At 69.3% G+C, this 22725-nt stretch carries 23 protein-coding genes and 1 pseudogene; 11 read left to right on the plus strand and 13 right to left on the minus strand.

Translation table 11 applies throughout. The annotated features are described in order from the left end of the window. Positions 1-23 precede the first annotated feature (23 nt). Positions 24-1226 carry an argininosuccinate synthase gene (locus AB0L60_RS27600; RefSeq protein WP_364619333.1) on the minus strand — a complete coding sequence of 401 codons (1203 nt, stop codon included), beginning with the start codon at positions 1224-1226 and terminating at the stop codon, positions 24-26. 253 nt (positions 1227-1479) lie between these two features. Here AB0L60_RS27600 and AB0L60_RS27605 point away from each other — a divergent pair, with 253 nt between their 5' ends. Then, the gene (locus tag AB0L60_RS27605; RefSeq protein ID WP_364619336.1) at positions 1480-2247 is read left to right on the plus strand and encodes a trans-aconitate 2-methyltransferase; all 768 of its coding nucleotides are present in this window, start codon (positions 1480-1482) and stop codon (positions 2245-2247) included. 146 nt (positions 2248-2393) lie between these two features. Beyond that, the gene (locus AB0L60_RS27610; RefSeq protein ID WP_364619338.1) at positions 2394-2546 is read left to right on the plus strand and encodes a hypothetical protein; all 153 of its coding nucleotides are present in this window, start codon (positions 2394-2396) and stop codon (positions 2544-2546) included. Here the strand turns inward: AB0L60_RS27610 and AB0L60_RS27615 are convergent. From AB0L60_RS27615 to argC, 7 genes are all read right to left on the minus strand, one after another. Then, positions 2539-3234, minus strand: a complete 696-nt coding sequence (locus AB0L60_RS27615; RefSeq protein ID WP_364619341.1) for a hypothetical protein — start codon at positions 3232-3234, stop codon at positions 2539-2541. The genes AB0L60_RS27610 and AB0L60_RS27615 overlap by 8 nt on opposite strands. Before the next feature lie 90 nt (positions 3235-3324). Next, entirely contained in the window at positions 3325-3822 is a 498-nt protein-coding gene (locus tag AB0L60_RS27620; protein WP_364619629.1) for an arginine repressor, read from the minus strand. Between the two features lie 29 nt (positions 3823-3851). After that, positions 3852-4796 carry an ornithine carbamoyltransferase gene (gene argF, locus AB0L60_RS27625; RefSeq protein WP_364619344.1) on the minus strand — a complete coding sequence of 315 codons (945 nt, stop codon included), beginning with the start codon at positions 4794-4796 and terminating at the stop codon, positions 3852-3854. After that, positions 4793-5986, minus strand: a complete 1194-nt coding sequence (locus AB0L60_RS27630; RefSeq protein WP_364619347.1) for an acetylornithine transaminase — start codon at positions 5984-5986, stop codon at positions 4793-4795. Before AB0L60_RS27630 ends, argF begins: the two co-directional genes overlap by 4 nt. Before the next feature lie 76 nt (positions 5987-6062). After that, positions 6063-6962: an acetylglutamate kinase gene (argB, locus tag AB0L60_RS27635; RefSeq protein ID WP_364619349.1), complete on the minus strand. Its 900-nt coding sequence runs from the start codon at positions 6960-6962 to the stop codon at positions 6063-6065. Further along, complete coding sequence (gene argJ / locus AB0L60_RS27640) at positions 6959-8167, minus strand: bifunctional glutamate N-acetyltransferase/amino-acid acetyltransferase ArgJ (protein WP_364619353.1); 1209 nt, start codon at positions 8165-8167, stop codon at positions 6959-6961. Before argJ ends, argB begins: the two co-directional genes overlap by 4 nt. Continuing rightward, entirely contained in the window at positions 8164-9225 is a 1062-nt protein-coding gene (gene argC / locus AB0L60_RS27645; RefSeq protein WP_354848526.1) for an N-acetyl-gamma-glutamyl-phosphate reductase, read from the minus strand. Before argC ends, argJ begins: the two co-directional genes overlap by 4 nt. Before the next feature lie 19 nt (positions 9226-9244). Between argC and AB0L60_RS27650 the strand changes: the two genes are divergently transcribed. Further along, positions 9245-11047 carry an LCP family protein gene (locus tag AB0L60_RS27650; protein ID WP_364619356.1) on the plus strand — a complete coding sequence of 601 codons (1803 nt, stop codon included), beginning with the start codon at positions 9245-9247 and terminating at the stop codon, positions 11045-11047. A gap of 66 nt (positions 11048-11113) precedes the next feature. On the opposite strand, the gene AB0L60_RS27655 is transcribed toward AB0L60_RS27650, so the two are convergent. After that, a complete protein-coding gene (locus AB0L60_RS27655; RefSeq protein ID WP_364619359.1) occupies positions 11114-11521 on the minus strand; it encodes a hypothetical protein in 408 nt (135 codons plus the stop codon). 65 nt (positions 11522-11586) lie between these two features. Here AB0L60_RS27655 and AB0L60_RS27660 point away from each other — a divergent pair, with 65 nt between their 5' ends. From AB0L60_RS27660 to AB0L60_RS27680, 5 genes and pseudogenes are all read left to right on the plus strand, one after another. Continuing rightward, on the plus strand, positions 11587-12078 hold the full coding sequence (locus tag AB0L60_RS27660; RefSeq protein ID WP_364619362.1) for a nitroreductase/quinone reductase family protein: 492 nt from the start codon (positions 11587-11589) through the stop codon (positions 12076-12078). 125 nt (positions 12079-12203) lie between these two features. Continuing rightward, on the plus strand, positions 12204-12875 hold the full coding sequence (locus AB0L60_RS27665; protein ID WP_364619364.1) for a TetR family transcriptional regulator: 672 nt from the start codon (positions 12204-12206) through the stop codon (positions 12873-12875). Then, the gene (locus AB0L60_RS27670; RefSeq protein ID WP_364619367.1) at positions 12875-13813 is read left to right on the plus strand and encodes an SDR family NAD(P)-dependent oxidoreductase; all 939 of its coding nucleotides are present in this window, start codon (positions 12875-12877) and stop codon (positions 13811-13813) included. The genes AB0L60_RS27665 and AB0L60_RS27670 overlap by 1 nt, the downstream gene beginning before the upstream one ends. Next, positions 13803-15434: an AMP-binding protein gene (locus AB0L60_RS27675; RefSeq protein WP_364619369.1), complete on the plus strand. Its 1632-nt coding sequence runs from the start codon at positions 13803-13805 to the stop codon at positions 15432-15434. The genes AB0L60_RS27670 and AB0L60_RS27675 overlap by 11 nt, the downstream gene beginning before the upstream one ends. A gap of 189 nt (positions 15435-15623) precedes the next feature. Then, positions 15624-15722: pseudogene (locus AB0L60_RS27680) on the plus strand (alpha/beta hydrolase); the annotation flags it as partial. Between the two features lie 4 nt (positions 15723-15726). On the opposite strand, the gene AB0L60_RS27685 reads toward AB0L60_RS27680, so the two are convergent. Further along, the gene (locus AB0L60_RS27685) at positions 15727-15849 is read right to left on the minus strand and encodes a hypothetical protein (RefSeq protein ID WP_364619372.1); all 123 of its coding nucleotides are present in this window, start codon (positions 15847-15849) and stop codon (positions 15727-15729) included. Between the two features lie 145 nt (positions 15850-15994). On the opposite strand from AB0L60_RS27685, the gene AB0L60_RS27690 reads away from it, so the two are divergent. The 3 genes from AB0L60_RS27690 (at position 15995) to AB0L60_RS27700 (ending at position 19710) form a co-directional block, all read left to right on the plus strand. Further along, on the plus strand, positions 15995-17554 hold the full coding sequence (locus AB0L60_RS27690) for an FAD-dependent monooxygenase (protein WP_364619375.1): 1560 nt from the start codon (positions 15995-15997) through the stop codon (positions 17552-17554). A 120-nt stretch (positions 17555-17674) separates the two neighbouring features. Then, on the plus strand, positions 17675-18550 hold the full coding sequence (locus AB0L60_RS27695) for an alpha/beta hydrolase (protein ID WP_364619377.1): 876 nt from the start codon (positions 17675-17677) through the stop codon (positions 18548-18550). A 38-nt stretch (positions 18551-18588) separates the two neighbouring features. Beyond that, complete coding sequence (locus AB0L60_RS27700; RefSeq protein ID WP_364619380.1) at positions 18589-19710, plus strand: DJ-1/PfpI family protein; 1122 nt, start codon at positions 18589-18591, stop codon at positions 19708-19710. Here the strand turns inward: AB0L60_RS27700 and AB0L60_RS27705 are convergent. The 3 genes from AB0L60_RS27705 to AB0L60_RS27715 all read right to left on the minus strand — a co-directional run bounded on the left by AB0L60_RS27705 (position 19686) and on the right by AB0L60_RS27715 (position 22641). Further along, complete coding sequence (locus AB0L60_RS27705; protein ID WP_364619383.1) at positions 19686-20408, minus strand: helix-turn-helix domain-containing protein; 723 nt, start codon at positions 20406-20408, stop codon at positions 19686-19688. The genes AB0L60_RS27700 and AB0L60_RS27705 overlap by 25 nt on opposite strands. A gap of 355 nt (positions 20409-20763) precedes the next feature. Then, positions 20764-22113 carry an amino acid deaminase gene (locus tag AB0L60_RS27710; protein ID WP_364619386.1) on the minus strand — a complete coding sequence of 450 codons (1350 nt, stop codon included), beginning with the start codon at positions 22111-22113 and terminating at the stop codon, positions 20764-20766. A 99-nt stretch (positions 22114-22212) separates the two neighbouring features. Beyond that, the gene (locus tag AB0L60_RS27715; protein ID WP_364619389.1) at positions 22213-22641 is read right to left on the minus strand and encodes a hypothetical protein; all 429 of its coding nucleotides are present in this window, start codon (positions 22639-22641) and stop codon (positions 22213-22215) included. Positions 22642-22725 lie beyond the last annotated feature (84 nt).

A 22725-nucleotide genomic window follows, 5' to 3' on the forward strand; every position in this document is an offset into this window, starting at 1 on the left:
AAATCGGCTCCGGTCGCAGGCTACTACTTGCTGTTGAGATCCCGCCGCGCCGCGACCTTGGAGGACAGGCCGTGGATCTGGACGAAGCCCTTGGCCAGCGACTGGTCGAAGGTGTCGCCCTCGTCGTAGGTGGCGAGGTTGAAGTCGTAGAGCGACTCGTCGGAGCGACGGCCGTTGACCACGACGCTGCCGCCGTGCAGGACCATCCGGACATCACCGGACACGTGCTGCTGGGTCTCGGCGACGAAGGCGTCCAGCGCGCGCTTCAGCGGCGAGTACCACAGGCCGTCGTACACCAGCTCGCCCCAGCGCTGCTCGACCTGCCGCTTGTAGCGGCCCAGCTCGCGCTCGATGGTGACCGCTTCCATCTCCTGGTGCGCGGTGATCAGCGCGATGGCGCCGGGGGCCTCGTAGATCTCGCGGCTCTTGATGCCGACAAGCCGGTCCTCGACCATGTCGAGGCGGCCCACACCCTGGCGGCCGGCCCGCTTGTTCAGCTCGGTGATGGCCTGGAGCATGGTGACCGGGCGGCCGTCGATGGCGACCGGCACACCCTTGTCGAAGGTGACGATGAGTTCGTCGGGCGCCTCGAAGTTGACGGTCGGGTCGACGGTGTAGTCGTAGACGTCCTTGGTCGGGGCGTTCCACAGGTCCTCGAGGAAGCCGGTCTCGACCGCGCGGCCCCACAGGTTCTGGTCGATGGAGAACGGCGACTTCTTGGACACGTTGATCGGCAGCTTGTTCTCGCCGGCGAACTCGATGGCCTTCTCACGGGTCCAGGCGTAGTCGCGGACCGGGGCGATGACCTTCAGGTCGGGCGCGAGCGCGCCGATGCCGACCTCGAAGCGGACCTGGTCGTTGCCCTTGCCGGTGCAGCCGTGCGAGACGGTGTCGGCGCCGTGGTACTCGGCGGCCTCGACCAGGTGCTTGACGATCAGCGGCCGGGAGATGGCCGAGACCAGCGGGTAGCGGCCCATGTAGAGGGCGTTGGCCTGGATGGTCGGCAGGCAGTACTCGTTGGCGAACTCATCGCGGGCGTCCACGACGATGGACTCGACAGCACCGCAGTCCAGCGCGCGCTGGCGCACGTCGTTCATGTCCTCGCCACCCTGGCCGAGGTCGATGGCGACGGCGACGACCTCCGCGCCGGTCTCCTTACCGATCCAGCTGATGGCGACTGAGGTGTCCAGCCCGCCGGAGTAGGCGAGTACGACGCGCTTGGTCATAGTCCGTGTGCTCCTCGATTGTTCGTATAGGCCCTCGACCGGTGTGCTGCCCCGCGGTCCCGTCCCGGTCCCTCTGGCGCGCTCCGTCGTCCTGCAAATGATTATGCATGACGATGCAATCCCATTCATAACCGGGGTCCTCGCCTGCGTGGATCCGGCCGCCGGTGACCGTCACATCCTTGCACCGGAACCTGGCCAGGAATACAGTACGAACGTACGGTTTGGGAAATTCGACGTTCATACGGAGGGGCCCATGTGGGATCCGGACAAGTACCTCGCCTTCGACGACCTGCGCGCGCGGCCGTTCTTCGACCTGGTCGGGCGGGTCGGCGCGGACAAACCCCGGCGGGTGGCCGATGTCGGCTGCGGGCCGGGCAATCTCACCGCGGCACTCGCGACCAGGTGGCCGGAAGCGGCCCTCGAGGCATTCGACTCCTCACCCGACATGGTCGCCGCGGCAAGGCAACACGGCATCGACGCGACTGTCGCCGATGTCCGCGACTGGCGGCCCGCACCGGACACCGACGTGGTGGTGACCAATGCGGTATTGCAGTGGGTACCGGATCATCTTGCGCTGCTGCCGGATTGGGTGGCAGCCCTGCCGGACGGCGCCTGGCTGGCGATTCAGGTGCCCGGGAACTTCGATGCGCCTTCGCATCTCGCGATCCGAGAGCTCGCGTCGTCGCCGCGGTGGCGGGAGCGACTGGGGACGGCGGGGCTTCTGGATCGGCAGGCGGTGCCCGATCCCGCCGGATACGCCGGGGTGCTGACCGCGGCCGGATGCCGGGTGGACGCCTGGGAGACCACCTATCTGCAGCCGCTGACCGGGGATGATCCGGTACTGGAATGGGTGACCGGAACCGCACTGCGTCCGGTCCGCGACGCACTCGACGATGCCGCGTGGCAGGACTTCCGGGCCGAGCTCGCGCCACTGCTGCGAACGGCCTATCCGCAACAGCCGGACGGTGTCACCTGGTTGCCGTTCCGTCGCGTGTTCGCGGTCGCGCACAAACCGGAGTGAGAGGAACCGGCCCCCTCAGAACGACCAGTCGGCGCCGAATCCGGCAAATGTCGGAAACCCACCCTTCGATGCGATTCACGATCACGGCGTACGCCGCTGTGCCACGCTGGAAGTCGACACTTCCGGGTCAACCGAAGGATTCCGCCATGCTCTCGACACTCGCTCAGATCGTAGGCACCCTCGGCCGCGACATCCTGTCCATCGGAGGAGCGGCAGTGCAGCTCGTACAGGATCTCATCGCCTCCGGCGCACAGGGCCAGGGCGGCTCGGTTCCGCCCGGCCAGTACCCGTTCAACTGATCTCGATCGGCATCAGCACCCCGCCGGTGGTGGCATCCTCGTGATGCTGCCACCGATTTCTCTGTCCGCGAGGCTGGCGAGCATCGAGCACGCAGTAGCCCGCATCGTCGGCGAGGCGTACGACCTGGGGCTCACGCACCGGCAGGCGCAATCCGGCGCGGTCCAGGCCACGCGGGTCGGGCGGGCGCAGGCGGGCGGTGCGACCGCCGGGCTCCAGGGGCGGGGTGGGCGGCTGCGGGGGTCGGTCCGGCAGCCGGACCGGTTGCGGCACAGTGATATCCGACCAGGTGATGACGGTCTGGCGTTCGGCGCGGAAGAGCAGGCCGCCGCGAATCCAGTGCGAGGCCAGGATCCGCCCGGAGAGCGCGACCTCGAGCACGGTGAAGCGGCCGCCGTAGGGTTCCGGTGCGGCTTCGGATACGGCGTGGAAGCCGCAGCTGCAGTCCTCGTCCGGCACCGCGTGACTCCGGCCGCGCCGGCACTCGGCGATCGCGTCACGCGGGTAGGGCGCGCCGCCGGTCGCCGGTATGAACCGATCCCCGTCGATGTGCCGGGCCACCTTGCGGGCCATGACCACCCAGACCCCGTCGTCGGTCCGGCGCAGGCTGGGCCGGACCTCCTCGGGAACGTGAGGCCGCTCCCGCGTCCCGGCTTCGAAGGATCCGATCAGTCCATAGCCTTCGCACATGTGCGTTCCTTGCTCGGGGATGTCCTTCCTACCGAGCGTACGCCCGCACCCGCACCCCACTACCGCAATTATCCTGCGGCACAGTCCGATTCAGGCCAGCTGTTCGATCTTGGCAGCCAGCTCCGCGCCGGTCGTGGGCTCGCGGGCAATGACGGCGATGGTGTCGTCGCCCGCGATGGTGCCGACCACCTCGGGCAGGGCAGCGCGGTCGAGGGCGCTGGCCAGGAAGTGCGCGGCGCCCGGCGGCGTGCGCAGGACGGCGATATTGCCGCTGGCGTCGGTGGAGACCAGCAGGTCGCCGAGCAGTTTCGAGAGGCGTTCGGTGCCGCCGGTGACGCCGCGGACGGGGCTGCCGTCCTCCGGGACCACGTACACGCCCGCGCCGCCGTCGGCCGCGCGCAACTTGACCGCGCCGAGTTCGTCGAGATCGCGGGACAGTGTCGCCTGGGTGGTCTCGATGCCCTCGGACGAGAGCAGCACGGCCAGTTCCGACTGGCTGCGCACCTCGTGCTGGGAGAGGATGGCGACGATGCGGGCCTGCCGGCCGGCGCGGGTGCGGGCGATGGCCGCACCGGACTTGCTCGACACCGGTGCGGCCGTGCGACGTTCGCCGCTGCTCACCTCTCGCCTCGCTGGTATCGCTCCAGCAGCCACACCAGCAGCGCCTTCTGCGCGTGCAGGCGATTCTCGGCCTCGTCCCAGACCGCGCTGTGCGGGCCGTCGATGACCTCGTCGGTGATCTCCTCGCCGCGGTGCGCCGGAAGACAGTGCAGCACGGTCACATCCGTGGCCGCGCGGGCCAGCAGCTCGGCATTGACCTGGAACGGACGGAACGGGGCGACCCGGTCGCGGCCGTCGTTCTCCTGACCCATGGAGGTCCAGGCGTCGGTGACCAGCGCGTCCGCGCCCTCGGCCGCGGCCTGCGGGTCGTGGGTGATGGTGATGGTCGCGCCGGTCTCGGCGGCCCGCTTCTGGGCGGCGTCGACGATCCAGCCGAACGGCTCGAAACCCTCCGGGGCGGCGATGGTCACGTTCATGCCCGCGGTGACGCCGCCGAGCATGAGCGAGTGCGCCATATTGTTCGCGCCGTCGCCGAGGTAGGTGAGGTTGCGGCCGCTCAGGTCGGAGCCCTTGCGCTCCTTCAGCGTCTGCAGATCCGCCAGCACCTGGCAGGGGTGGAACTCGTTGGACAGCGCATTGACGACGGGAACCGTTGCGGCGCCGGCCATCTCGTCCAGGCGCGTCTGCTCGAAGGTGCGCCAGACGATGGCGTCCACATACCGCGACAGCACGCGGCCGGTGTCGGCGAGGGTCTCCTCGCGTCCCAGCTGGGTGTCGCGGCCGTCGACCACGACGGCGTGCCCGCCGAGCTGGGCGATGCCCATCTCGAACGAGAACCGGGTGCGGGTGGAGTTCTTCTCGAACATGACCGCGACGCCGCGCGGGCCCTCCAGCGGCCGCCGCGACTGCGGTGCGGCCTTCAGTTCCGCTGCCAGCGCGAGGATCTCGGCCTGCTCGGCGGGGGTGACGTCGTCGTCACGCAGGAAATGCCGGATGGTCACTTGGTCTCCTTCTGGGCCTGGGCGGCATCGAGGATGCCGGGCAGGTCGGACAGGAAGTTCTCCGCCTGGGTCTCGGTGAGCACCAGGGGCGGAGCGAGGCGAATCACGTTGGGCTTGGCCGGATTCAGCAGGTACCCGGCCTCCCGGGCGGCCAGCTCCACGTCCGTGGAGGCATCGGCGGTCAGCTGGATGCCGATGAGCAGACCGGCACCGCGCACGTGGTCGACCAGCGGGTGGCCGAGGTTCTCGATCCCGTCGACGAGGATCTTGCCCACCGTCTCCACGTGTGAGAGCAGGCCGTCTTCGTCGATGGTCCGCAGCACGGCCAGCGCCGCCGCCGCGCACACCGGATTGCCGCCGAAGGTGGTGCCGTGCATGCCCGGCTGCAGCAGCTCCGCGGCCGGGCCCTGGGCCAGCACCGCACCGATGGGCAGGCCGCCGCCCAGGCCCTTGGCCAGGGTGATGACATCGGGCACGATGCCCGCGGCCTGGTGCGCGTAGAACGCGCCGGTGCGGCCGATGCCGGTCTGCACCTCGTCCAGGATCAGCAGCGCGCCTTGCTCTTTGGTGATGGCGCGGGCCTTGGCCAGGTAGTCGGCCGGGGGCACCACGACGCCGCTCTCCCCCATGATGGGTTCCAGGAACACCGCGGCCGTGTCCTGGTCGACGGCGGCGGCCAGCGCCGGCGCGTCGCCGTAGGGCACGTGGATGACGCCGGGCGGCATGGGCTCGAACGGTTCCCGCTTCGAGGGCTGGCCGGTCAGTGCGAGCGCGCCCATGGTGCGGCCGTGGAAGGCCTCCTCGCAGGCGATGATCTTCCGGCGCCCGGTGAGCCGCGCCATCTTGAAGGCGGCTTCGTTGGCCTCGGTGCCGGAGTTGCAGAAGAACGCCTTGCCGTGCCCGTCGCCGAAGTGCGCGAGCAGCCGCTCGGCCAGCTCGATGACCGGTTCGCTGGCATACAGATTCGAGACGTGGCCCAGGGTGCCGAGCTGCTGGGTGACCGCGTTCAGGATGGCCGGGTGCGCGTGACCGAGGCTGTTGACCGCGATGCCGCCCAGGAAGTCGAGGTAGCGCTTGCCGTCGGCGTCGTAGACGACCGCGCCGGCGCCGCGCACCAGCGCCACCTTGGGGGTGCCGTAGTTGTTCATCAGCGCGGTGTTCCACCGCTGCTGGATGTCGGCTGTGCTCATGCTTCCACCTCGCTAGCGCTCGGCTCCAGCACGAGCACACTCGTGGCTGTGTTCATTTTCCGCTCGCTACGCTCGCTCATGAGATCTCCTGTGCGGGGGTGACCATCGTGCCGATGCCTTCCCCGGTGAACAGTTCCAGCAGGACCGAGTGGGCGACGCGCCCGTCGATCACGTGCGCGGTCGGGACGCCGCCCTCCACGGCGCGCAGGCAGGCTTCCATCTTGGGCACCATGCCCTCATCCAGCGACGGCAGCAACTTGGCCAGCTCGTCGGTGTCGATGCGGCTGGTCAGCGAGGACCGGTCGGGCCAATTCGTGTACAGGCCCTCGACATCGGTGAGGATGACCAGCTTCTCCGCGCCGATGCCCTGGGCCAGCGCGGCCGCCGCGGTGTCGGCATTGATGTTGTGCACCACGCCGTCGGCGTCCGGGGCGATGGTGGAGACGACCGGAATCCGGCCCGCCGCAATGAGATCCAGCACAGCGTCGGGATTCACCTCGGTGACGTCGCCGACCAGGCCGATATCGGTGGCCTCACCGTCGACCTGCACGGTGCGACGGGTGGCGGTGAACAGCCGGGCGTCCTCGCCGGAGATGCCGACCGCGTACGGGCCGTGGGCATTGACGAGCCCCACCAGTTCCCGGCCGACCTGCCCGAACAGCACCATGCGCACGACGTCCATGACCTCGGGCGTGGTGACGCGGAAGCCGCCGCGGAATTCGCCCGTCATGCCGAGCTTCTTCAGCATGGCGCTGATCTGCGGGCCGCCGCCGTGCACCACCACCGGGTGCACGCCGACGGTGCGCAGGAAGGCCATGTCGGCCGCGAAGGCCCGCTTGAGCTCGTCGTCGACCATGGCGTTGCCGCCGTACTTCACGACCACGATCTTGTCGCGGAACTTCTGCAGCCACGGCAGCGCGTCGGCGAGGACGTGCGCCTTGTCGAGGGCCGAAAGCTGTTTCACCACATCGCTCATGAGCTGTAGGCCGAGTTCTCTTCGACGTAGCCGTGCGAGAGGTCGGTGGTGCGAACAGTGGCCGCGCCGTCGCCCAAACCCAGCTCCACCAGCACCTGGATGTCCGGGCCGGACAGGTCGACCTCGCGGGCGCCCGGTGCGCCCACGCCGTCGATGCACACCGGAGATCCGTTGAACGACACCGAGACCCGGTTCGGATCCAGTTCGATAGGCGCGATGCCGATGGACGCCAGCACCCGGCCCCAGTTCGGGTCGGAGCCGAAGAACGCGGTCTTGACCAGGCTGTCGCGGGCCAGCGCCCGCGCACCGATGAGCGCTTCCTCTTCGCTGACCGCGCCCTGCACGGTGATGTGCACGCGCTTGGTGACACCCTCGGCGTCGGACATGAGCTGCTCGGCCAGGTCGTCGCAGACCGCGAGCACGGCCGCGTTCAGATCCGCCTGGCCCGGGGTGACGCCCGAGGCGCCGTTGGCCAGCAGCAGCACGGTGTCGTTGGTGGAGCAGGAGCCGTCCACGTCGAGCCGGTCGAAGGTGTACTTCGTGGCATTGCGCAGCGCCTCGTCCAGCTGCTGCGGGGTGGCGACCACATCGGTGGTGAGCACCACGAGCATGGTGGCCAGCGACGGCGCGAGCATGCCCGCGCCCTTGGCCATGCCGCCCACGTTCCACTTGTCCCGGTGGTGGAAGGCGGTTTCCTTCGGCACGGTGTCGGTGGTCATGATGGCCCGCGCGGCCTCGGCGCCGCCGGACAGGCCGCCGCCCATCTCGTGCACGATCTCGGTGACGGCCGGGATGAGCCTGTCCATGGGCAGCCGGTCGCCGATCAAACCGGTGGAGCAGACCGCGATCTCGCCCGCGCCGGTCTCGGTTCCCCAGTTGCTCAACGCCTTCGCCAGTTCCTCGGCGGTGGCGTGGGTGTCCTGGAAGCCGCCCGGGCCGGTGCACGCGTTGGCGCCACCGGAATTCAGGATGACCGCGCGCAGCCGGCCGCCGGTCAGCACCTGCTGCGACCACAGCACCGGCGCGGCCTTGACCTTGTTGCGGGTGAACACGCCGGCGGCCGCGTACTCCGGGCCCTCGTTGAACACCAGCGCCAGGTCCGGTTTGCCGCTCTTCTTGATGCCGGCGGCGATGCCCGCGGCCCGGAAGCCCAGCGGTGCGGTGACGCCCTGGGTCCGCACCAGCTTGCCGTTGTCGATCGTCACGGTGCCACTCCTACGGTGGAAAGTCCTGCGGTCTCGTCGATTCCGAGAGCCAGATTCATCGATTGCACCGCGGCGCCCGCGGTGCCCTTGGTCAGGTTGTCGATCGCGCCGATGACCACCAGCAGCCCGGCGTCGGTGTCCACGGTGACCTGGAGGGTGACGGCATTGGAGCCGAGCACCGAACCGGTCTGCGGCAGTACGCCTTCCGGCAGCAGATGCACGAAAGGCTCGTCGGCGTAGGCCTTCTCGTAGACGGCGCGCGCGGTGGCGGCGTCCACAGTGGTGGGGGCGGTGCAGGTGGCCAGGATGCCGCGCGGCAGCGGGGCCAGCACCGGGGTGAACGACACGCTCACGTCGGCGCCGGATCCGGTGGCGGCCTTCAGGTTCTGCGCGATCTCGGGGGTGTGCCGGTGCGCGCCGGCGATGCCGTAGGCCCGCAGCGAGCCCATCACCTCCGAGCCCAGCAGGCCCACATCGAGTTTGCGGCCCGCGCCCGACGTGCCGCTCACCGCAACCACATTCACACGCGGTTCGATGATTCCGGCCGCGACGGCCGGGGCCAGCGCCAGGCTCGACACGGTCGGGTAGCAGCCGGGGACGGCGATCCGGGTGGCGCCGCGCAGCTTCTCGCGCCCGCCGGGCAACTCGGGCAACCCGTAGGGCCAGCTGCCGGCGTGCGGGGTGCCGTAATACTTCTCCCACGCCGCCGGATCGGTCAGCCGGAAGTCGGCGCCGCAGTCGATGATGATCGTGGACTCCGGCAACGCCGTGGCGATCGCCGCGGACTGCCCGTGCGGCAGGCCGAGGAAGACCACATCGTGGCCGGAGAGCTCCTCGACGGTGGTCGGCGCGAGCACCCGATCGGCCAGCGGCAGCAGATGTGGCTGCAGCTCACCCAGGGTGGTACCGGCATTGGACCCCGCGGTCAGCGCCCCGATCTCGAGGCGCCCGCTTCGGTAGGCTGGATGACCGAGCAGCAGGCGCAGGACTTCACCGCCCGCGTACCCGCTCGCACCAGCTACCGCGACCCGCAGGGGCCCGTTCGAGGTATCCACCATGTGATGATTATGCACGACTGTGCAAGCTCATTCACAACCGGGCGGAAATCTGACAGAGAGCGCCGCTTACGGCACACTCGAGGGCGCCATGTACGACGACGCCACCCAACCGTTGCCGGTCGTCGGCCCCCAGCCGGGCCGCACCCGCCGGGCACCGGAGACGCCAAACCCGACTCCCCGCCGTTCGCGGCGCGCCGAGACGGACTCCACCAGCCGGCGCGCGGACAAGCGGCGTGCCGCTGGTAAGCGTGATGACACCGATGGCAAGCGTGATCGCAGCGGCGGCAAGCCCGATCGCACCGCGGCCCAGCGCGAGCGCGACAGGCGCCTGCGCCTCGCCGGACGCGGCATCACGGCCCTGGTAGCCGCGGGTGTGATCGGCGTAACAGGCATGGTCTGGTACGGCCGCAACGACTTCGATGCCGGCTTCGTCCGCTCGGGCGCGATCGCGCCGGAGGACGTCAATCTCGACGGCGACATCAACATGCTGCTGATCGGCCTGGACACCCGGAAAGACCTGAACGGCAACGATCTACCCAAGGAGATCCTCGACCAGCTGCACGCCGGTGACGGCTCAGAGGGCGGCTACAACGCCAATTCTCTTATCCTGGTGCATATTCCGAAGGATCTGAAGCACATCATCGCGTTCTCCATCCCGCGCGACGACTACGTTCCGGTGCAGGGCATTCCGGGTTACGACCACGCCAAGATCAAGGAGTCCTACGGCCTCAAGAAGTACACGGTCGAGGAGAAACTCAAGGCGAAGGGCATGGCCGACGGGCCCGATCTGGAGCGTCAGGGCCGAGAAGCGGGCCGCGCCAGCATCGTTCAGACTGTGAAAGCGCTCACAGGCGTGCCCATCAACCGGTTCGCGGAGATCTCCCTGGCCGGCTTCTACGACCTCGCGACCGCGCTCGGCGGCGTCGACGTGTGCCTCAATCACGCCGTGGACGACAGCTACTACTCCGGCGCGCAGTTCCCCGCCGGGCACCAGCACCTGGACGGCTCCGACGCGCTGGCGTTCGTGCGGCAGCGGCACGGGCTGGAGAACGGCGACCTCGACCGCACCCACCGGCAGCAGGCGTTCCTGACCTCAGTGGCCAATTCCTTGAAGGGCTCGGAGACGCTGGCCAATCCGGGCCGGCTCAAGGCGCTGATGGATGTGGCGCACAAGGACGTGGTGCTGTCGGACGGCTGGAGCCTCACCGATTTCGCCACCACGCTGGGCCGCGCGGAGAACCCGACGGTGGAGTTCCGCACGCTGCCGGTGCTGCGCTACGACACGGTCGACGGCCAGGACGTGAACGTCATCGATCCAGTGGCGATCAAGAAGACGGTGCGCGAGGCGTTCGGCGTCTCCACCCCGGCCGCGCCCAGCGCGCCGGCCACCACGCCCACCTCGACGCTGGACGTGGCCAATGCCAGCGGCACGCCCGGCCAGGCCGCCAAGGTGTCGAAGTTGCTGACCGCCAAGGGATTCCCGGCCGGTGACGTCGCCAACGCCACCTACGCCGACGGCACCACCTCGACCATCTACTACGGCACCGGCGCCGATACCGACGCCAAGCAGCTGTCGGAGATGTTCGGCGGGATCCCGGTGAGCCCGTCCACCGAGGTATCCAGCGGGCACGTGAAGCTGGTCGTCGGCGCGGATCTCGAGATTCCGGCGTCGCTGGACCCGACCGCCGCCACCACCAGCCCGACCACCACCGCGGGCGGCTCCTCGACCAGCGCCGCGGCCACCGACACCACCACGGACGCACCCGATTCCGGCAACCCCGTCACCACCCAGATCGGTTCGAAGATCCCCTGCGTGAACTGATCCGCCCGCGGCCGGCCGCTGAAATCTCCAGTCACACAACGGTTCAGCGACCGCCGAGCGCCCGGGTCACCGTTCCAGGGCGCGGGTCAGTTCGACGGTCCCCAGCTTGTCCGGGTTGCGGATGACGTACAGCCCGGTGATGCGGTCGCCGGAGGTCTTGATCAACTCGACGGTGCCGAGGCGTCCATCGGCGGTGCGCAGCAGCAGGGCGGGCAGCGCGTTGTAGGTGCCGACCTCGACGGTCATGTCCGCCATGGCTTTCCGGCTCAGCCCGATCAGATAGTGAGCGACGCGCTCCGCGCCGATGACCGGGCGGCGCGCCGCACTCACCTTGCCGCCGCCGTCGGAGATCTGGACGACATCGGGGGCCAGCACATCCATGAGGGTCCGCAGATCACCGGTTTGCGTGGCCCGCAGGAACCGGCCGATCACCTCGCGGCTGGTCTGAGCACGGCACCACCCTTCAGGAGCCACTACGTCAACTCACTGGACACCATGTACATTGAGCCCGTACGACCGCCGACCCGAGGGGACCTCCAATGCCCGGCACCGATTCCGGCCCGCTGACCCTCGCGGGTCGGTTCAACTACTACTCCAGCACCCATCTCGGCGCGGTCGCCCGCTTCTATGCCCGCCTGCACCGCCGCCTCTTCGACCGCTTCGGCGGCACCCGCTTCGCCACCCTCTTCGGCCACCCGGTCCTCGAATTGACCGTCCCCGGCCGCAAATCCGGCCAACCCCGCCCCGTCATGCTCATGCTGGTCCGCTCCGGCGACACCCTCCTGGTCTGCGGCTCCAACGGCGGCAACCCCGGCACCCCGAACTGGTGGAAAAACCTCCTGGCCGCCGACCACGCCAGCGTCCGCATCGGCCGCGAAACCTTTCCCGTCACCACCCGCGTAGTCACCGACGACACCGAATACGCCACCCACTGGCGAACCCTCACCGCCGCCTACCCCCACTTCACCACCTACCGAGCCCTCAGCCCCCGCCACTTCCCCATCGCCGTCCTCACCCGCGCTGACGCCTGAACCCAGCAGCGACCTGGGCGGAGACGGTTGAAAATCAGTTCTTGAATCTGGTTCAAGAAGTTGGTTAGGCTGCGAGGGTGGCCGAAGTTGAACGGGGTTCAAAAAGTGGGGCCCGGGCGGTTCAGGTGAATCGGCGGGGGCGGGAGTCTCGGGCGGCGTTGCTGGAGGCGGGGCGGAGGGCATTCTCGGACCGGCGGTACGAGGAGGTGTCGATCGCGGAGATCGCGGCGGCGGCGGGGGCCGCGGTGGGGTCGATCGGATATCACTTCGGGGGGAAGTACGAGTTGTATCTGGCGGTGCACGAGGCCGTGTTCGAGGACTTCTGGGATCGGCTGCAGGAGTTGCGGGGTTCCGCGATGGAGCGGCTGACGCTGGGGTTCGGGATCTATCTGGATTTCGTGCAGCAGCACGGGACCGCGCTGATCATGACGCCGCGCGCGGGGGCCGACGAGCGGTTGCTGGCGCAGCACGAGCGGCATCGGGACCGGCTGGTGGCGGCGCTGCTCACCGAAATCGTCTCCGCGGGTGAGGGTTCCGCCATCCGGATCGCCATGGACGGGTGGCTGGCCTTCGTGGAGGGCGCCACGGCGCGCTGGCTCACCGAGCCGGAGCCGGATCGCGCTCAGCTGCAGAGCCTGGTGCTCGCCGCCGGATTCGCCACGGTGCAAACGACTTTGGCGCTCGACCCGTCCATCACCCTGACCTCCCGCACCATCGCCGCCCTGCTGGACCCGACCGGCGCGCAGCAGCGCACCGAACCACGAGAACAGCGGACCGAACGAAGCGAGACGAGCTAGTGGAACTCCTCCACCGACCCAACAATGCCCTGGCGGCGGGCCCCGTCGGCCGGGCCGTAGCGTGGCTCATCGGCCCGCGCGGCATCGCCGACCCCGCCCGCCTGCGCCGCGAGGTGGAGGGCAAGATCGCCGTGGTCACCGGCGCGTCCCACGGCCTGGGCGCCGAGACCGCCCGGATGCTCGCCGCCGCCGGCGCGACCGTCGTGCTCGGCGCGCGCTCGGTCGATCAGCTGCGGGCGGTGGCGGACGAGATCACCGCGGCGGGCGGCAAGGCGGTGGCGATCCGCCTGGATCTGGCCGAGCCGGCATCGATCTCGGCCTTCGCCGAGGATATCTTCGCCCGCTTCGACCATGTCGACTATCTGATTCACAACGAGGGCAAGTCATTACGCCGCTCGATCCACCTGTCCTACGACCGGCCGAAGGATCTCACCGCCACCTCGACCGCCAACTATCTCGGCCCGATCAGCCTCACGCTGGCCCTGCTGCCGGGCATGCGGGCGCGCGGCAGCGGCCACATCGTGAACATCTCCACAGTCGGCGTGCTCTTTCCGGTGGTCCCGAAGTGGGGTTTCTACCTGTCCTCCAAAGCCGCCTTCGATGTGTGGATGCGCGCGGTGGGCATGGAGGCGCGGCCGGACGGGGTCACCCTCACCACCATCTACGCCGGGCTCATGCACACCCGGATGAGCGCGCCCAGCCGCTGGATGTCCGCGATGCCCGGCCAGTCCCCCGCCGAGGCCGCCAGGGGTGTGGCACGGGCGCTGATCACCAAGCCGCGCATGATGATTCCCGCCTACGGGTATGCGACCTCGATACTCACCCCGATCCTGCGCGTGCCACTGGAGATCGCCTTCACCGCCGTCTACCAGCGGCTCGGCGACACCGAGGCCGCTCTCCGCGCGGTGCACGGGAAGGGCACGGGCGATGCGCACTAGTACGCTCCTCTATTGGGGCACAGCCCTTTCCGCGATCACCACCTCGGGCGCACTGCACCCGATCGGCCCGGCTGCCGCGGTGTCGATCGCCCGCGGCTACCACGCCTACGGCCCGTCACTGGGTCTGCTCATCGCCGTCTCCGCGGCCCGCCACCCGGATCGGATCGCCCTGATCGACGAATCCGGCGCGGTCACCTACCGGGAACTCATGCGCCGCTCCGAAGCCATTGCCGCAGCGCTGCATTCGCTCGCGCCGGACCTGCGCACCGTGGGCATTCTGTGCCGCAATCACCGCGGCTTCGTCGAGGCGGTGATCGCGGGCAGCCGTCTGGGCTGCGAGCTGGTCTTCCTCAATACCGAACTCCCCGCCGCCCAGCTGGCCCGCATCCTGGAACGGCACGCGCCGGACATCCTCGTCCACGATGACGAATATCTCGCGGTGCTCGCCGAGGCGGGCTACCCCGGCATCCAGGTGCGCGGCTGGCGCGACGCCCAGGTCCGATCCGAGCTGCCGACGCTGGATCAGCTTGCCCGGCAACGGCATCCGTCCCCGCCGCTGGCCCGGCAGCCCGCCCGGATCACCCTGCTGACCTCGGGCACCTCCGGTATGGCCAAGGGCGTCGCCCGCAAGATCGGCCTGCGGCCCGCGCTGGAGGCTGCCGCCTCGCTGGCCGCCGCCGCACGCCTGTCCCACCGCGATATCGCGATCGTCGCGCCCCCGTTCTTCCATGGTTTCGGCCTCGGCGCGCTGGCCGGTCAGCTGGCCCTGGGCGCGACAGCGGTCACGCGCCGCCGCTTCGATCCCGAACTGGCCCTGGCCGATATCCAGCGCCACCGCGCGACCGTGTTCATCGGCGTCCCGATCATGATCCAACGGCTCGCCGCCCTGCCCGACGAGATCCGCCGCCGCTACGACCTGTCCGCACTGCGCCTGGCGTTGACCGGCGCGGCGCCGATCTCACCGAACACCATCGCGAAATTCCTGCGCGACTTCGGTCCCCGGCTGGTCAATGGTTACGGCTCCACCGAGGCGGGCGTCGTCTCCATCGCCACACCCGCGGATCTCGCGTACTCCCCCAAAACCGTGGGACGCCCCATTCTCGGTGTCTCCGTACGCATTCTGCGCGCCGACCGCACCCCGGCCGCGATCGGCGAGACCGGCACGGTCTTCGTGCGCGGCGGTCTGGGCTTCAACGGCTACACCGCCGATCGCGCCGGCTCCGCCCCCATCAAGGAGGTGCGCGACGGCTACGTCAATGTCGGCGATATGGGCCACCTGGATGCGCAGGGCCGCCTCTACATCGACGGCCGCGACGACGAGATGATCGTCTCCGGCGGCGAGAACATCTATCCCCGCGAGGTCGAGAACGCGCTGTCCGAGCATCCCGCCGTCGCCGATGTCATCGTGGTCGGCATCGCCGATCCCGAGTACGGCCAGGTGCTGCGGGCCTACCTGGTGACCACCGACGCCGACCCCGGCGACGACGCCCTCGCACAGCACATCCGGACCCGCCTGGAACGCTACAAGGTGCCCAAGCAGTTCATCCGTCTCCCCGAGCTCCCCCGCAACCCCAGCGGAAAAGTGCTGCGCCACAGGCTCGGCGAGCAGGCCGCCTCGTGACGCGTCGCTTGCGGCCTCCGGTCCGCGTTGGTACCGTGCCGTGGACCGTGACATCACGAAGGAGGTGAGACCCATGAACGACGTATCGAGGTGGGTGCTCCCCATCGTGGTCGCGGTTGGGCGTACGAAGTAGCTGTCGCCGGGAGTGCCTGTGTTGCAAGGCATCCCGAGAGGCAGAACATCATGCACCTGAACTTCACCGCGGAGACGTCGGAAAACGGCGTCCGTGAACGCGATTTCCTGCTGGGCGAGATCACCGGCGTCCTGTGGTCGCCTGAATCCGCGTCCGAGGCTACCGGCTCAGATGGTGGCGCATGAACGCCGCCGCGAAATCGGGCTGGGCTCTGGCCAACTGGTTGTGCCGGCCCAGATTCGCCAGCAGCGTCTTCTCCTCCGACGCGAACGCCTCGAACATCCGGCAACGGATGACGATCGACAAAGGGAAGCGGTGATCCCCTTCCCTTTTCAACTTATATCGCACCCCCGGGCTTGCGGCAAGACCCCCGGTATGCCGCAGAATCGCTGGCCGTAACCAGAATCCGCGGAATGGAGTAGCGCGAGTGCGTGTGACGAGTGCCGACGTGATCATTGCGGGCGCGGGCCCGACGGGTCTGATGCTGGCCGCCGAACTGCTGGCAGCCGGGGTGCGGCCGGTGGTCCTGGAGCGCAGTCCGGTGCTGCGGACCGTGCCGAAGGCCAATGGATTCAGCGGGCAGATCCTGCAATTGCTGAGCTATCGAGGATTGCTGGACCGGTTCGAATCGGCCGGCGCGGCGGTCGCCCCCGCGGCGGCCTTCCCGTTCGGCGGACTGCAGGTGGACCTGAGCCCGCTGCCGGATCCCCCGCTGCGCGCACTGCACCTCGCGCAGCCGCGACTCGAGCAGCTGCTCGACGAGTTGGTGCGCGAGCGCGGTGGGGAGGTGCGGCGCGGGCACACCGTGACCGGGATCGAGCAGGACGACGCCGGGGCCACCGTGGCGGTGTCGGGCCCGGACGGCCGGTATCAACTGACCGCCCACTATGTCGTGGGCTGCGACGGTGCGCGCAGCAAGGTCCGGGAGTTGGCGGGAATCTCCTTCCCCGGCATCACCTATCCGGAGGTCAACCGCCTGGGCCAGGTCACCGTAGCAGCCGGGGTGACCATGCTGGACAACGGCGATCTGGACGTTGTCGGGCACGGTGTCGTCCCCGCCGGTTTCACCCGCACCGAGCGCGGCGTGTTCGCGGTCGGCTCGCTCGCCGCCGGCATGCTCATGGTTCAGACCACCGAGGACACCGCCACGGAGACCGATGACAACGAGCCGATGACCTTGGCGGAGCTGAGCGACAGCATCCGCCGCGTCCTGGGCGTCGACCTGCCGCTCGGTGATCCGATTCGGTTGTCCCGCTACCAGTTCCAGGCACGCCGGGCCGAAAGCTTCCGCACCGGAAGGATTCTGGTGGCGGGCGATGCCGCGCACACGTTCCCGGCCACCGGTGTCGGCCTCAACGCGGGCATGCTCGACGCGGTCAACCTGGCCTGGAAGCTGGCCGCGGACATCGACGGCCGGGCCCCGGACGGGCTGCTCGACAGCTACCACGCGGAGCGTTCCTTCGCGGCGGCCCGCACCATGGTGCACACCCAGGCGCAGGCGGCGCTGCGCCGCGGCGACGATCCGGCGGCCGAGGCACTCCGGACGCTGTTCCAGGAACTGCTCACCGACGCACCGGCCCTGCAGCGGCTGGGGTCCATGATCGCGGGCGCCGACATCCGCTATCCGCTGCAGAATCCCAACGGCCACAACATGATCGGAGCCTTCCTCCCTGATCTGCGCCTGCACACCGGCATCACCCAGTCCCTGCACGACGTCCGCCCCGTGCTGCTCGATCTCGCCGACCGCGCGGACCTGCGCGAGATCGCCGAGCAGTGGGGCGACCGCGTCGACATCCGGACCGTCGCCACCGACGACCGGCCCGCCGATGCCGTCCTCATCCGCCCGGACGCCCATATCGCCTGGGCCGCAACGGTCGGCGAATCCCCCGCCACCGCCGAACCCGGGCTGCGGGAGGCACTGATCACCTGGTTCGGCGCTCCGACACGAGTGACTGTCCCGAGCGCGGGAAACACGGTCAGCGACTGACCGGATCGGCCACACCGCTGATCCGTCCGGCCCGAGCCCTCGGTCCGGATCGAATTCCGGCGTTCAATTCCGGCATGCCGCAAACGCGGCCGGAACGAAATCGCTTGGAAGGACCGGGAAATGACCGAGTTCGTAACGCTCGAGCACGGGCGGATCGCGTGTGATGTGGCCGGGGACGGACCGCTGGTGGTGCTGTCGCACGGCATGGGAACCTGGCGGCGGGAGTTCCGGCACCTGGTCGGGCCGCTGGTCGCGGCCGGATACCGGGTGGTGAACGCCGATATGCGCGGGCACGGCGAATCCAGCTCGAACTGGCCCTCGGTGACCGGGAAGGAAGCCATCAGCCGCACCGACGTTGCCCACGACCTGCTGGGTGTCATCCGGCATTTCGGGGGCCCCGCGGTCATCGTCGGGCATTCGCTGTCGGGCGGCTCGGCCACCATCGCGGCGGCGGAGGCCCCCGAGTTGGTGAGCGCCATCGTCGAAATCGACCCGTTCACCCTCACCCAGCAGCTGCACATCGGCACGATGATCACCAGCCGCCGGTACCGTCGCGGCATGGTGCGCCTGCTCGCCACCCAGGGCCTGCGGTCGTTCCGGTGGTGGTTCCGCTATCTGGAGATCGCCTACCCGACCAAGCCCGCCGATCACGAGGAGTTCCTCGCCGGCCTGCGGACCATCCTGCGGCAACCCGACCGCTGGGCGGAATTCATGAAGACCGGCGCCACCACCCCGGCCGACGCGCACGCTCGCATCGCCGACATCCGCTGTCCCGCACTGGTGCTCATGGGCACCCAGGATCCGGACTTCGCCGACCCGCGGGCCGAGGCCGAGGCGATCGTGGCGGCCATGCCGGCGGGACTGGGCCGGGTCGCCATGGTGGAGGGCGGCGGCCACTACCCGCACGCGCAGTGCGCCGACCGGGTAGCCGAACTGGTCATCCCGTTCCTCGACCGGCACACCGCCCGCCGCACATCCGAATCGGTCAGCCACTGACCATGGCGGCCGGGCCCGGCGGCTGCGATGATGGCGGGATGCCCGCCCCCCGCACCATCGTTTTCGTTGTCTACCAGGGCATGCAGCTGTCCGAGCTGGCCGGGCCGCTGGATGTGTTCGCGCTCCTCAACGGCGTCCGCGAGCGGCCGCCCGCGCAACTGCCGCCGGTGCTGCGCGAACATCCGATCAGCGCGGCGCACGGACCTGCCGAAATGAACGGCCGCCCAGCCGAAATGGACAGCCGCACGGCCGAGACCGACGCCGCGGCGGCCCCGCTTCCCTACCGACTGCTGACGGCCTCGCCGGGTGGCCGCCCGATCACCGCGGACGGCGGCCTCACCCTCTCGGTGGAGCATTCGCTGCACGACATCGCCGCCGGCGACGACTTCGACACCCTGATCGTGGTGGGCGGCATGGCCTCCGGGCCGGCCGGGGCGGAGGTGGTGCGGGAACTGCCCGCCCTGGCCCGCAAGGCGCGGCGGGTGACGTCGGTGTGCGCGGGCGCGCTGCTACTGGCCGCGGCCGGGTTGCTCGACGGCTACCGGGCCACCACCCACTGGGCCTCGACCGACCTGATGGCCCAGCGCTATCCGCGGGTCACGGTCGAACCGGATCGCATCTATGTGCGCGACCGCAATCGCTGGACGTCGGCGGGCATGTCGGCGGGCGTCGACCTGGCGCTGGCACTGGTCGAGGACGACTTCGGCCGCGAGGTCGCCGCCATGATCGCGCGGCTGTACGTGGTGTTCACCCGGCGTCCCGGCGGGCAGACCCAGTTCAGCGCGCAACTGCGCACCCAGCCCGCGCGCACGCCCGCCATCCGCGCGGTGCAGCAATGGCTGCCCGATCATCTCGACGCGAACCTCGGGGTGGCCGAGCTGGCCCGCCGCGCGGGCATGAGCGAACGCAACTTCGCCCGGGCCTTTCGCATCGAAACCGGTAGCACGCCAGCGGCTTTCGTGGAGGATCTGCGCGTCGAGGCGGCCCGCCGCCTGCTGGAGTCCACCGAGCTGACCATCGGTGCGATCGCCCGCCAGGTCGGCTACCGCCACGGCGAAACCCTGCACCGGGTGTTCGGCCGACGCCTGGCCACCACGCCCGAACGCTACCGGCAGCATTTCGCCACCGGTGCTGCTCAATTGGCCGGGACCAGCGAGTAGATCCACCAGGGGCGTTGCGGCAGTTCGAATTTGAATATCTGCATGCGGTAGCTCACCCACTCGCCGGTCTCGGGCGAGCGCACCCGCACCGGCCGGCGGGCGACCTTCTCGGGCGGAATCTCGGTGGACCAGAAGCGATCCCACTCCGGGGCCGCGCGGCAGCGGTCGACGATGGCCGCGAGTCGTTCGGGCGAGTGGGTGGCGGAGGCCATGTACCGGAATCCGTACACCATGAAGTGCGCTTCGCGTTCCCAGTCGTCGATGATCTCGCGCGCCCGCGGGTCCAGCAGCATCCATTCGACGATGACGTCGCCGGGCGCGAGTCCCGGAAACGCCCGCAGATAGGCGTCATTGGCGGCGACCAGGTCTATCGCGGGCATGGTCTGGAAGCAGGCGGGGTGCGGCATGGCATGCAGGAAGTCGAGCTCGTAGGGCTCCGGCGGCGTGATTTCGGTTCCGAAGCTGGCCAATTCGGGCTGCAGCAGGGTGGCGACGTGGTCTCGCACCTGCGCCGGCACCTGGAGCGCGGTGAACAGCGCGCCGAGGGCGACCGCGGTGGGCTGGCGAGTGCCCTGCTCGATCTTCTGGATCAGCGCCTCGGAGACACCGGCTCGCCGGGACAGCTCGGCTCGGGTCAGGCCGGCCGCTTCGCGACGACTCCGCAAATAGTCGGCAATCTCCGAGCGTGCCGCGGTCACCGATACCTCCAGAAGCCATGAAACGTTGTTCCGTCGCACAAGGTACCGGAACACCCGCGGTCGACGCAGTCCGCGAACTCCGAGGAATAAGGCAATCCAGCCGCTATTTTCGCTGGGACAAATTGGGACAGGAGTTCACCTTGACCCGCACCCGCGCCGATCGGGATGCTTGCCACGCCGTGCGGCACACCGCACGGCGACACCGGGTGTCCGCGAGGGGACGGCACGAACGCGGACCGCATCGCTGTCGCCGATGGATCGCGCCACGTGCCGCGAGGCATCCGTCGTCGCGGCGGTGGACCGGACCTCGAGGTCCACCCGCCGCGGCCGAAGCGGAGCGGCTGCGACATCCCGCTCAGAAATAGGTGTGCAGGAAGTCGACGATCCGCGGCCGCTCGGCGTCGGCGTCATCGATCACCGGGATGAGACGCCACTTGTCGAACGCGGTGCAGGGATGCGAAAGCCCCAGTCGCACCACACTTCCCACCGGCACCTGGTCGTCCGAGGCACCCGGCAGCCGCAAGAAGGCGTGCTGATCGTTCAAGGCCGAGACATGCGCGCCGGCCGGCAGCGAAGTGGCCGCAACCGTCGAGAGCCCGCTGGTCACCGGTTCGGTGATCCGCTGCGGAACAGGTAAACCCAAGTCGTACGGAATATCACGCTTGCCCGCATCGAGCAACGCGAGTTCCGCTTCCGGGCGGGACACACAGCGTGCCCATCCGTGCATCGCCGACCGCAGCGGACGCTCGGCCTGACCATCCGCCAGTGGCGAAATCCCGGAGTAGAACCCGTCATCGTGCACCAGATACGCGCCGGACCGCAGCACCACCACTGTCGGAGCTCCGTGCACGCCATCCTCATCCGCCAGTCCGGCCAGTCGCTCCACGACGAGGTCCGGATATGCGCTGCCGCCGGCGGTCACGATCACACGATCGTCGTATCTGCCCGCGGCCATCAGCTCCTGGTGCAGGATCGTGAGCTCGTCCAGGTAGTGCCGCACGGCCGCAAGGGCTTCCGGAGAGCGATCGTGGGCGAGTGCGGCCTCGTAACCGCCGACCCCTGCGAGTCGCAGGCGCGGTGACCTGTGGACCGCCTCGGCGACCGCGTGGGCGGCGGCCAGCCCGCGGGCGCCGGTACGGCCGTGCGGGCCACCGAGTTCCACGACGACGTTCAACTGGACCCCGTCGGGGGCGGACGCGAGGTGGCGCTCCATCTCCCGGACCGCGTCGACGCCGTCGACCCAGCTGTAGAGCTCGAAGTCGGGGTCACGCGCGATTTCCGTTGCCGCCCAGTGCAACCCGATCGGATCTACGAGCGTGTTGGCCAGCACGATGCGGTCGAGGCCGAACGACCGCCCGACCTGGGCCTGCCAGCCGGTGGCGAGGGTGATGCCCCAGGAGCCGGTCTCGAGCTGTTCGGCCCAGAGCTGGGGCGACATGGAGGTCTTGCCGTGCGGGGCGAGCCGGACGCCGGCGGCGCGCGCCCAGTCGGCCATGACGGCCCGGTTCGTGTCCAGCGCGGAGCGGTCCATGGTGAGCACCGGCGTCTGCAGGTCGTCCAGGTGCGGATTCGTGGCCAGGTATTCGCGGACGGTCAGTCCCCAGGCGGCCGGGGGCAGCGATTTGTGCCGCGGACCCAGGACAGCGTCGCCACAGGCGCGGACGCTGTCACTGAGGGCTGCGGCGACTCCCTTGTCGAGGGCCACGACGCTCCTTTCGGTCGAAGCAACCTTGCATTGCTCGAGTCGAAGCAATCATGCATGGCACGATCCGCGACGTGTGCACCCGCTCACGGGCTCGAGGCCCTACTCGACGCCGATGTGCTGGTGGTCGGTGCGGATGCGGCCGTCCTCGTCCAGCGCGAGGACATCCATCCCACCGCCGACCACGGTGCCATCGGCGGTCACCATCGACCAGGTGACAGCGATGACCCGCTTCAACAGCACCGTCGCTTCCCCACGCTGGACGAAGCGGTGTTCGCCCGCTGCCAGGAACATCTCGTAGGCCCGCTCCACACGCCGTTCCAGCGCATGATGCCCCCGCACCTCGAGCGACGGGATAGGAAAGTTCAAGCGAGTGGCGGCATCTCGCATATCCTCCGGCGGATCGACGAGAATCTGCGCGCCGTCCTCGGCCCACAATTCGCGAATGAGTTTGCGGCGCGGCTCCGGGTCGGGCTCGTTCCACATGACCAGGTACCGGTCGGCGAGTTCGTTGATGTCGATGTTCGTCATGGCATCGAGTCTGTGCGAGTGCGATGCGCTGCGCGATTCCCTCCAGGGAATGAGCGGGTTCTCCCGTCAGGGAATGAAACAGGG

The sequence above is a fragment of the Nocardia sp. NPDC051981 genome (assembly GCF_040680715.1).
In the GTDB taxonomy this organism is placed as follows: Bacteria; Actinomycetota; Actinomycetes; order Mycobacteriales; family Mycobacteriaceae; genus Nocardia.

Coding starts and splice junctions, on each gene's coding strand:
- AB0L60_RS27700 (WP_364619380.1), top strand. CDS start 18,589: ATGCCCGCCCCCCGCACCATCGTTTTCGTTGTCTACCAGGGCATGCAG.
- AB0L60_RS27615 (WP_364619341.1), bottom strand. CDS start 3,234: ATGTGCGAAGGCTATGGACTGATCGGATCCTTCGAAGCCGGGACGCGG.
- AB0L60_RS27610 (WP_364619338.1), top strand. CDS start 2,394: ATGCTCTCGACACTCGCTCAGATCGTAGGCACCCTCGGCCGCGACATC.
- AB0L60_RS27600 (WP_364619333.1), bottom strand. CDS start 1,226: ATGACCAAGCGCGTCGTACTCGCCTACTCCGGCGGGCTGGACACCTCA.
- AB0L60_RS27630 (WP_364619347.1), bottom strand. CDS start 5,986: ATGAGCACAGCCGACATCCAGCAGCGGTGGAACACCGCGCTGATGAAC.
- AB0L60_RS27660 (WP_364619362.1), top strand. CDS start 11,587: ATGCCCGGCACCGATTCCGGCCCGCTGACCCTCGCGGGTCGGTTCAAC.
- AB0L60_RS27695 (WP_364619377.1), top strand. CDS start 17,675: ATGACCGAGTTCGTAACGCTCGAGCACGGGCGGATCGCGTGTGATGTG.
- AB0L60_RS27685 (WP_364619372.1), bottom strand. CDS start 15,849: ATGTTCGAGGCGTTCGCGTCGGAGGAGAAGACGCTGCTGGCGAATCTG.
- argB (WP_364619349.1), bottom strand. CDS start 6,962: ATGAGCGATGTGGTGAAACAGCTTTCGGCCCTCGACAAGGCGCACGTC.
- AB0L60_RS27675 (WP_364619369.1), top strand. CDS start 13,803: ATGCGCACTAGTACGCTCCTCTATTGGGGCACAGCCCTTTCCGCGATC.
- argC (WP_354848526.1), bottom strand. CDS start 9,225: ATGGTGGATACCTCGAACGGGCCCCTGCGGGTCGCGGTAGCTGGTGCG.
- AB0L60_RS27605 (WP_364619336.1), top strand. CDS start 1,480: ATGTGGGATCCGGACAAGTACCTCGCCTTCGACGACCTGCGCGCGCGG.
- AB0L60_RS27715 (WP_364619389.1), bottom strand. CDS start 22,641: ATGACGAACATCGACATCAACGAACTCGCCGACCGGTACCTGGTCATG.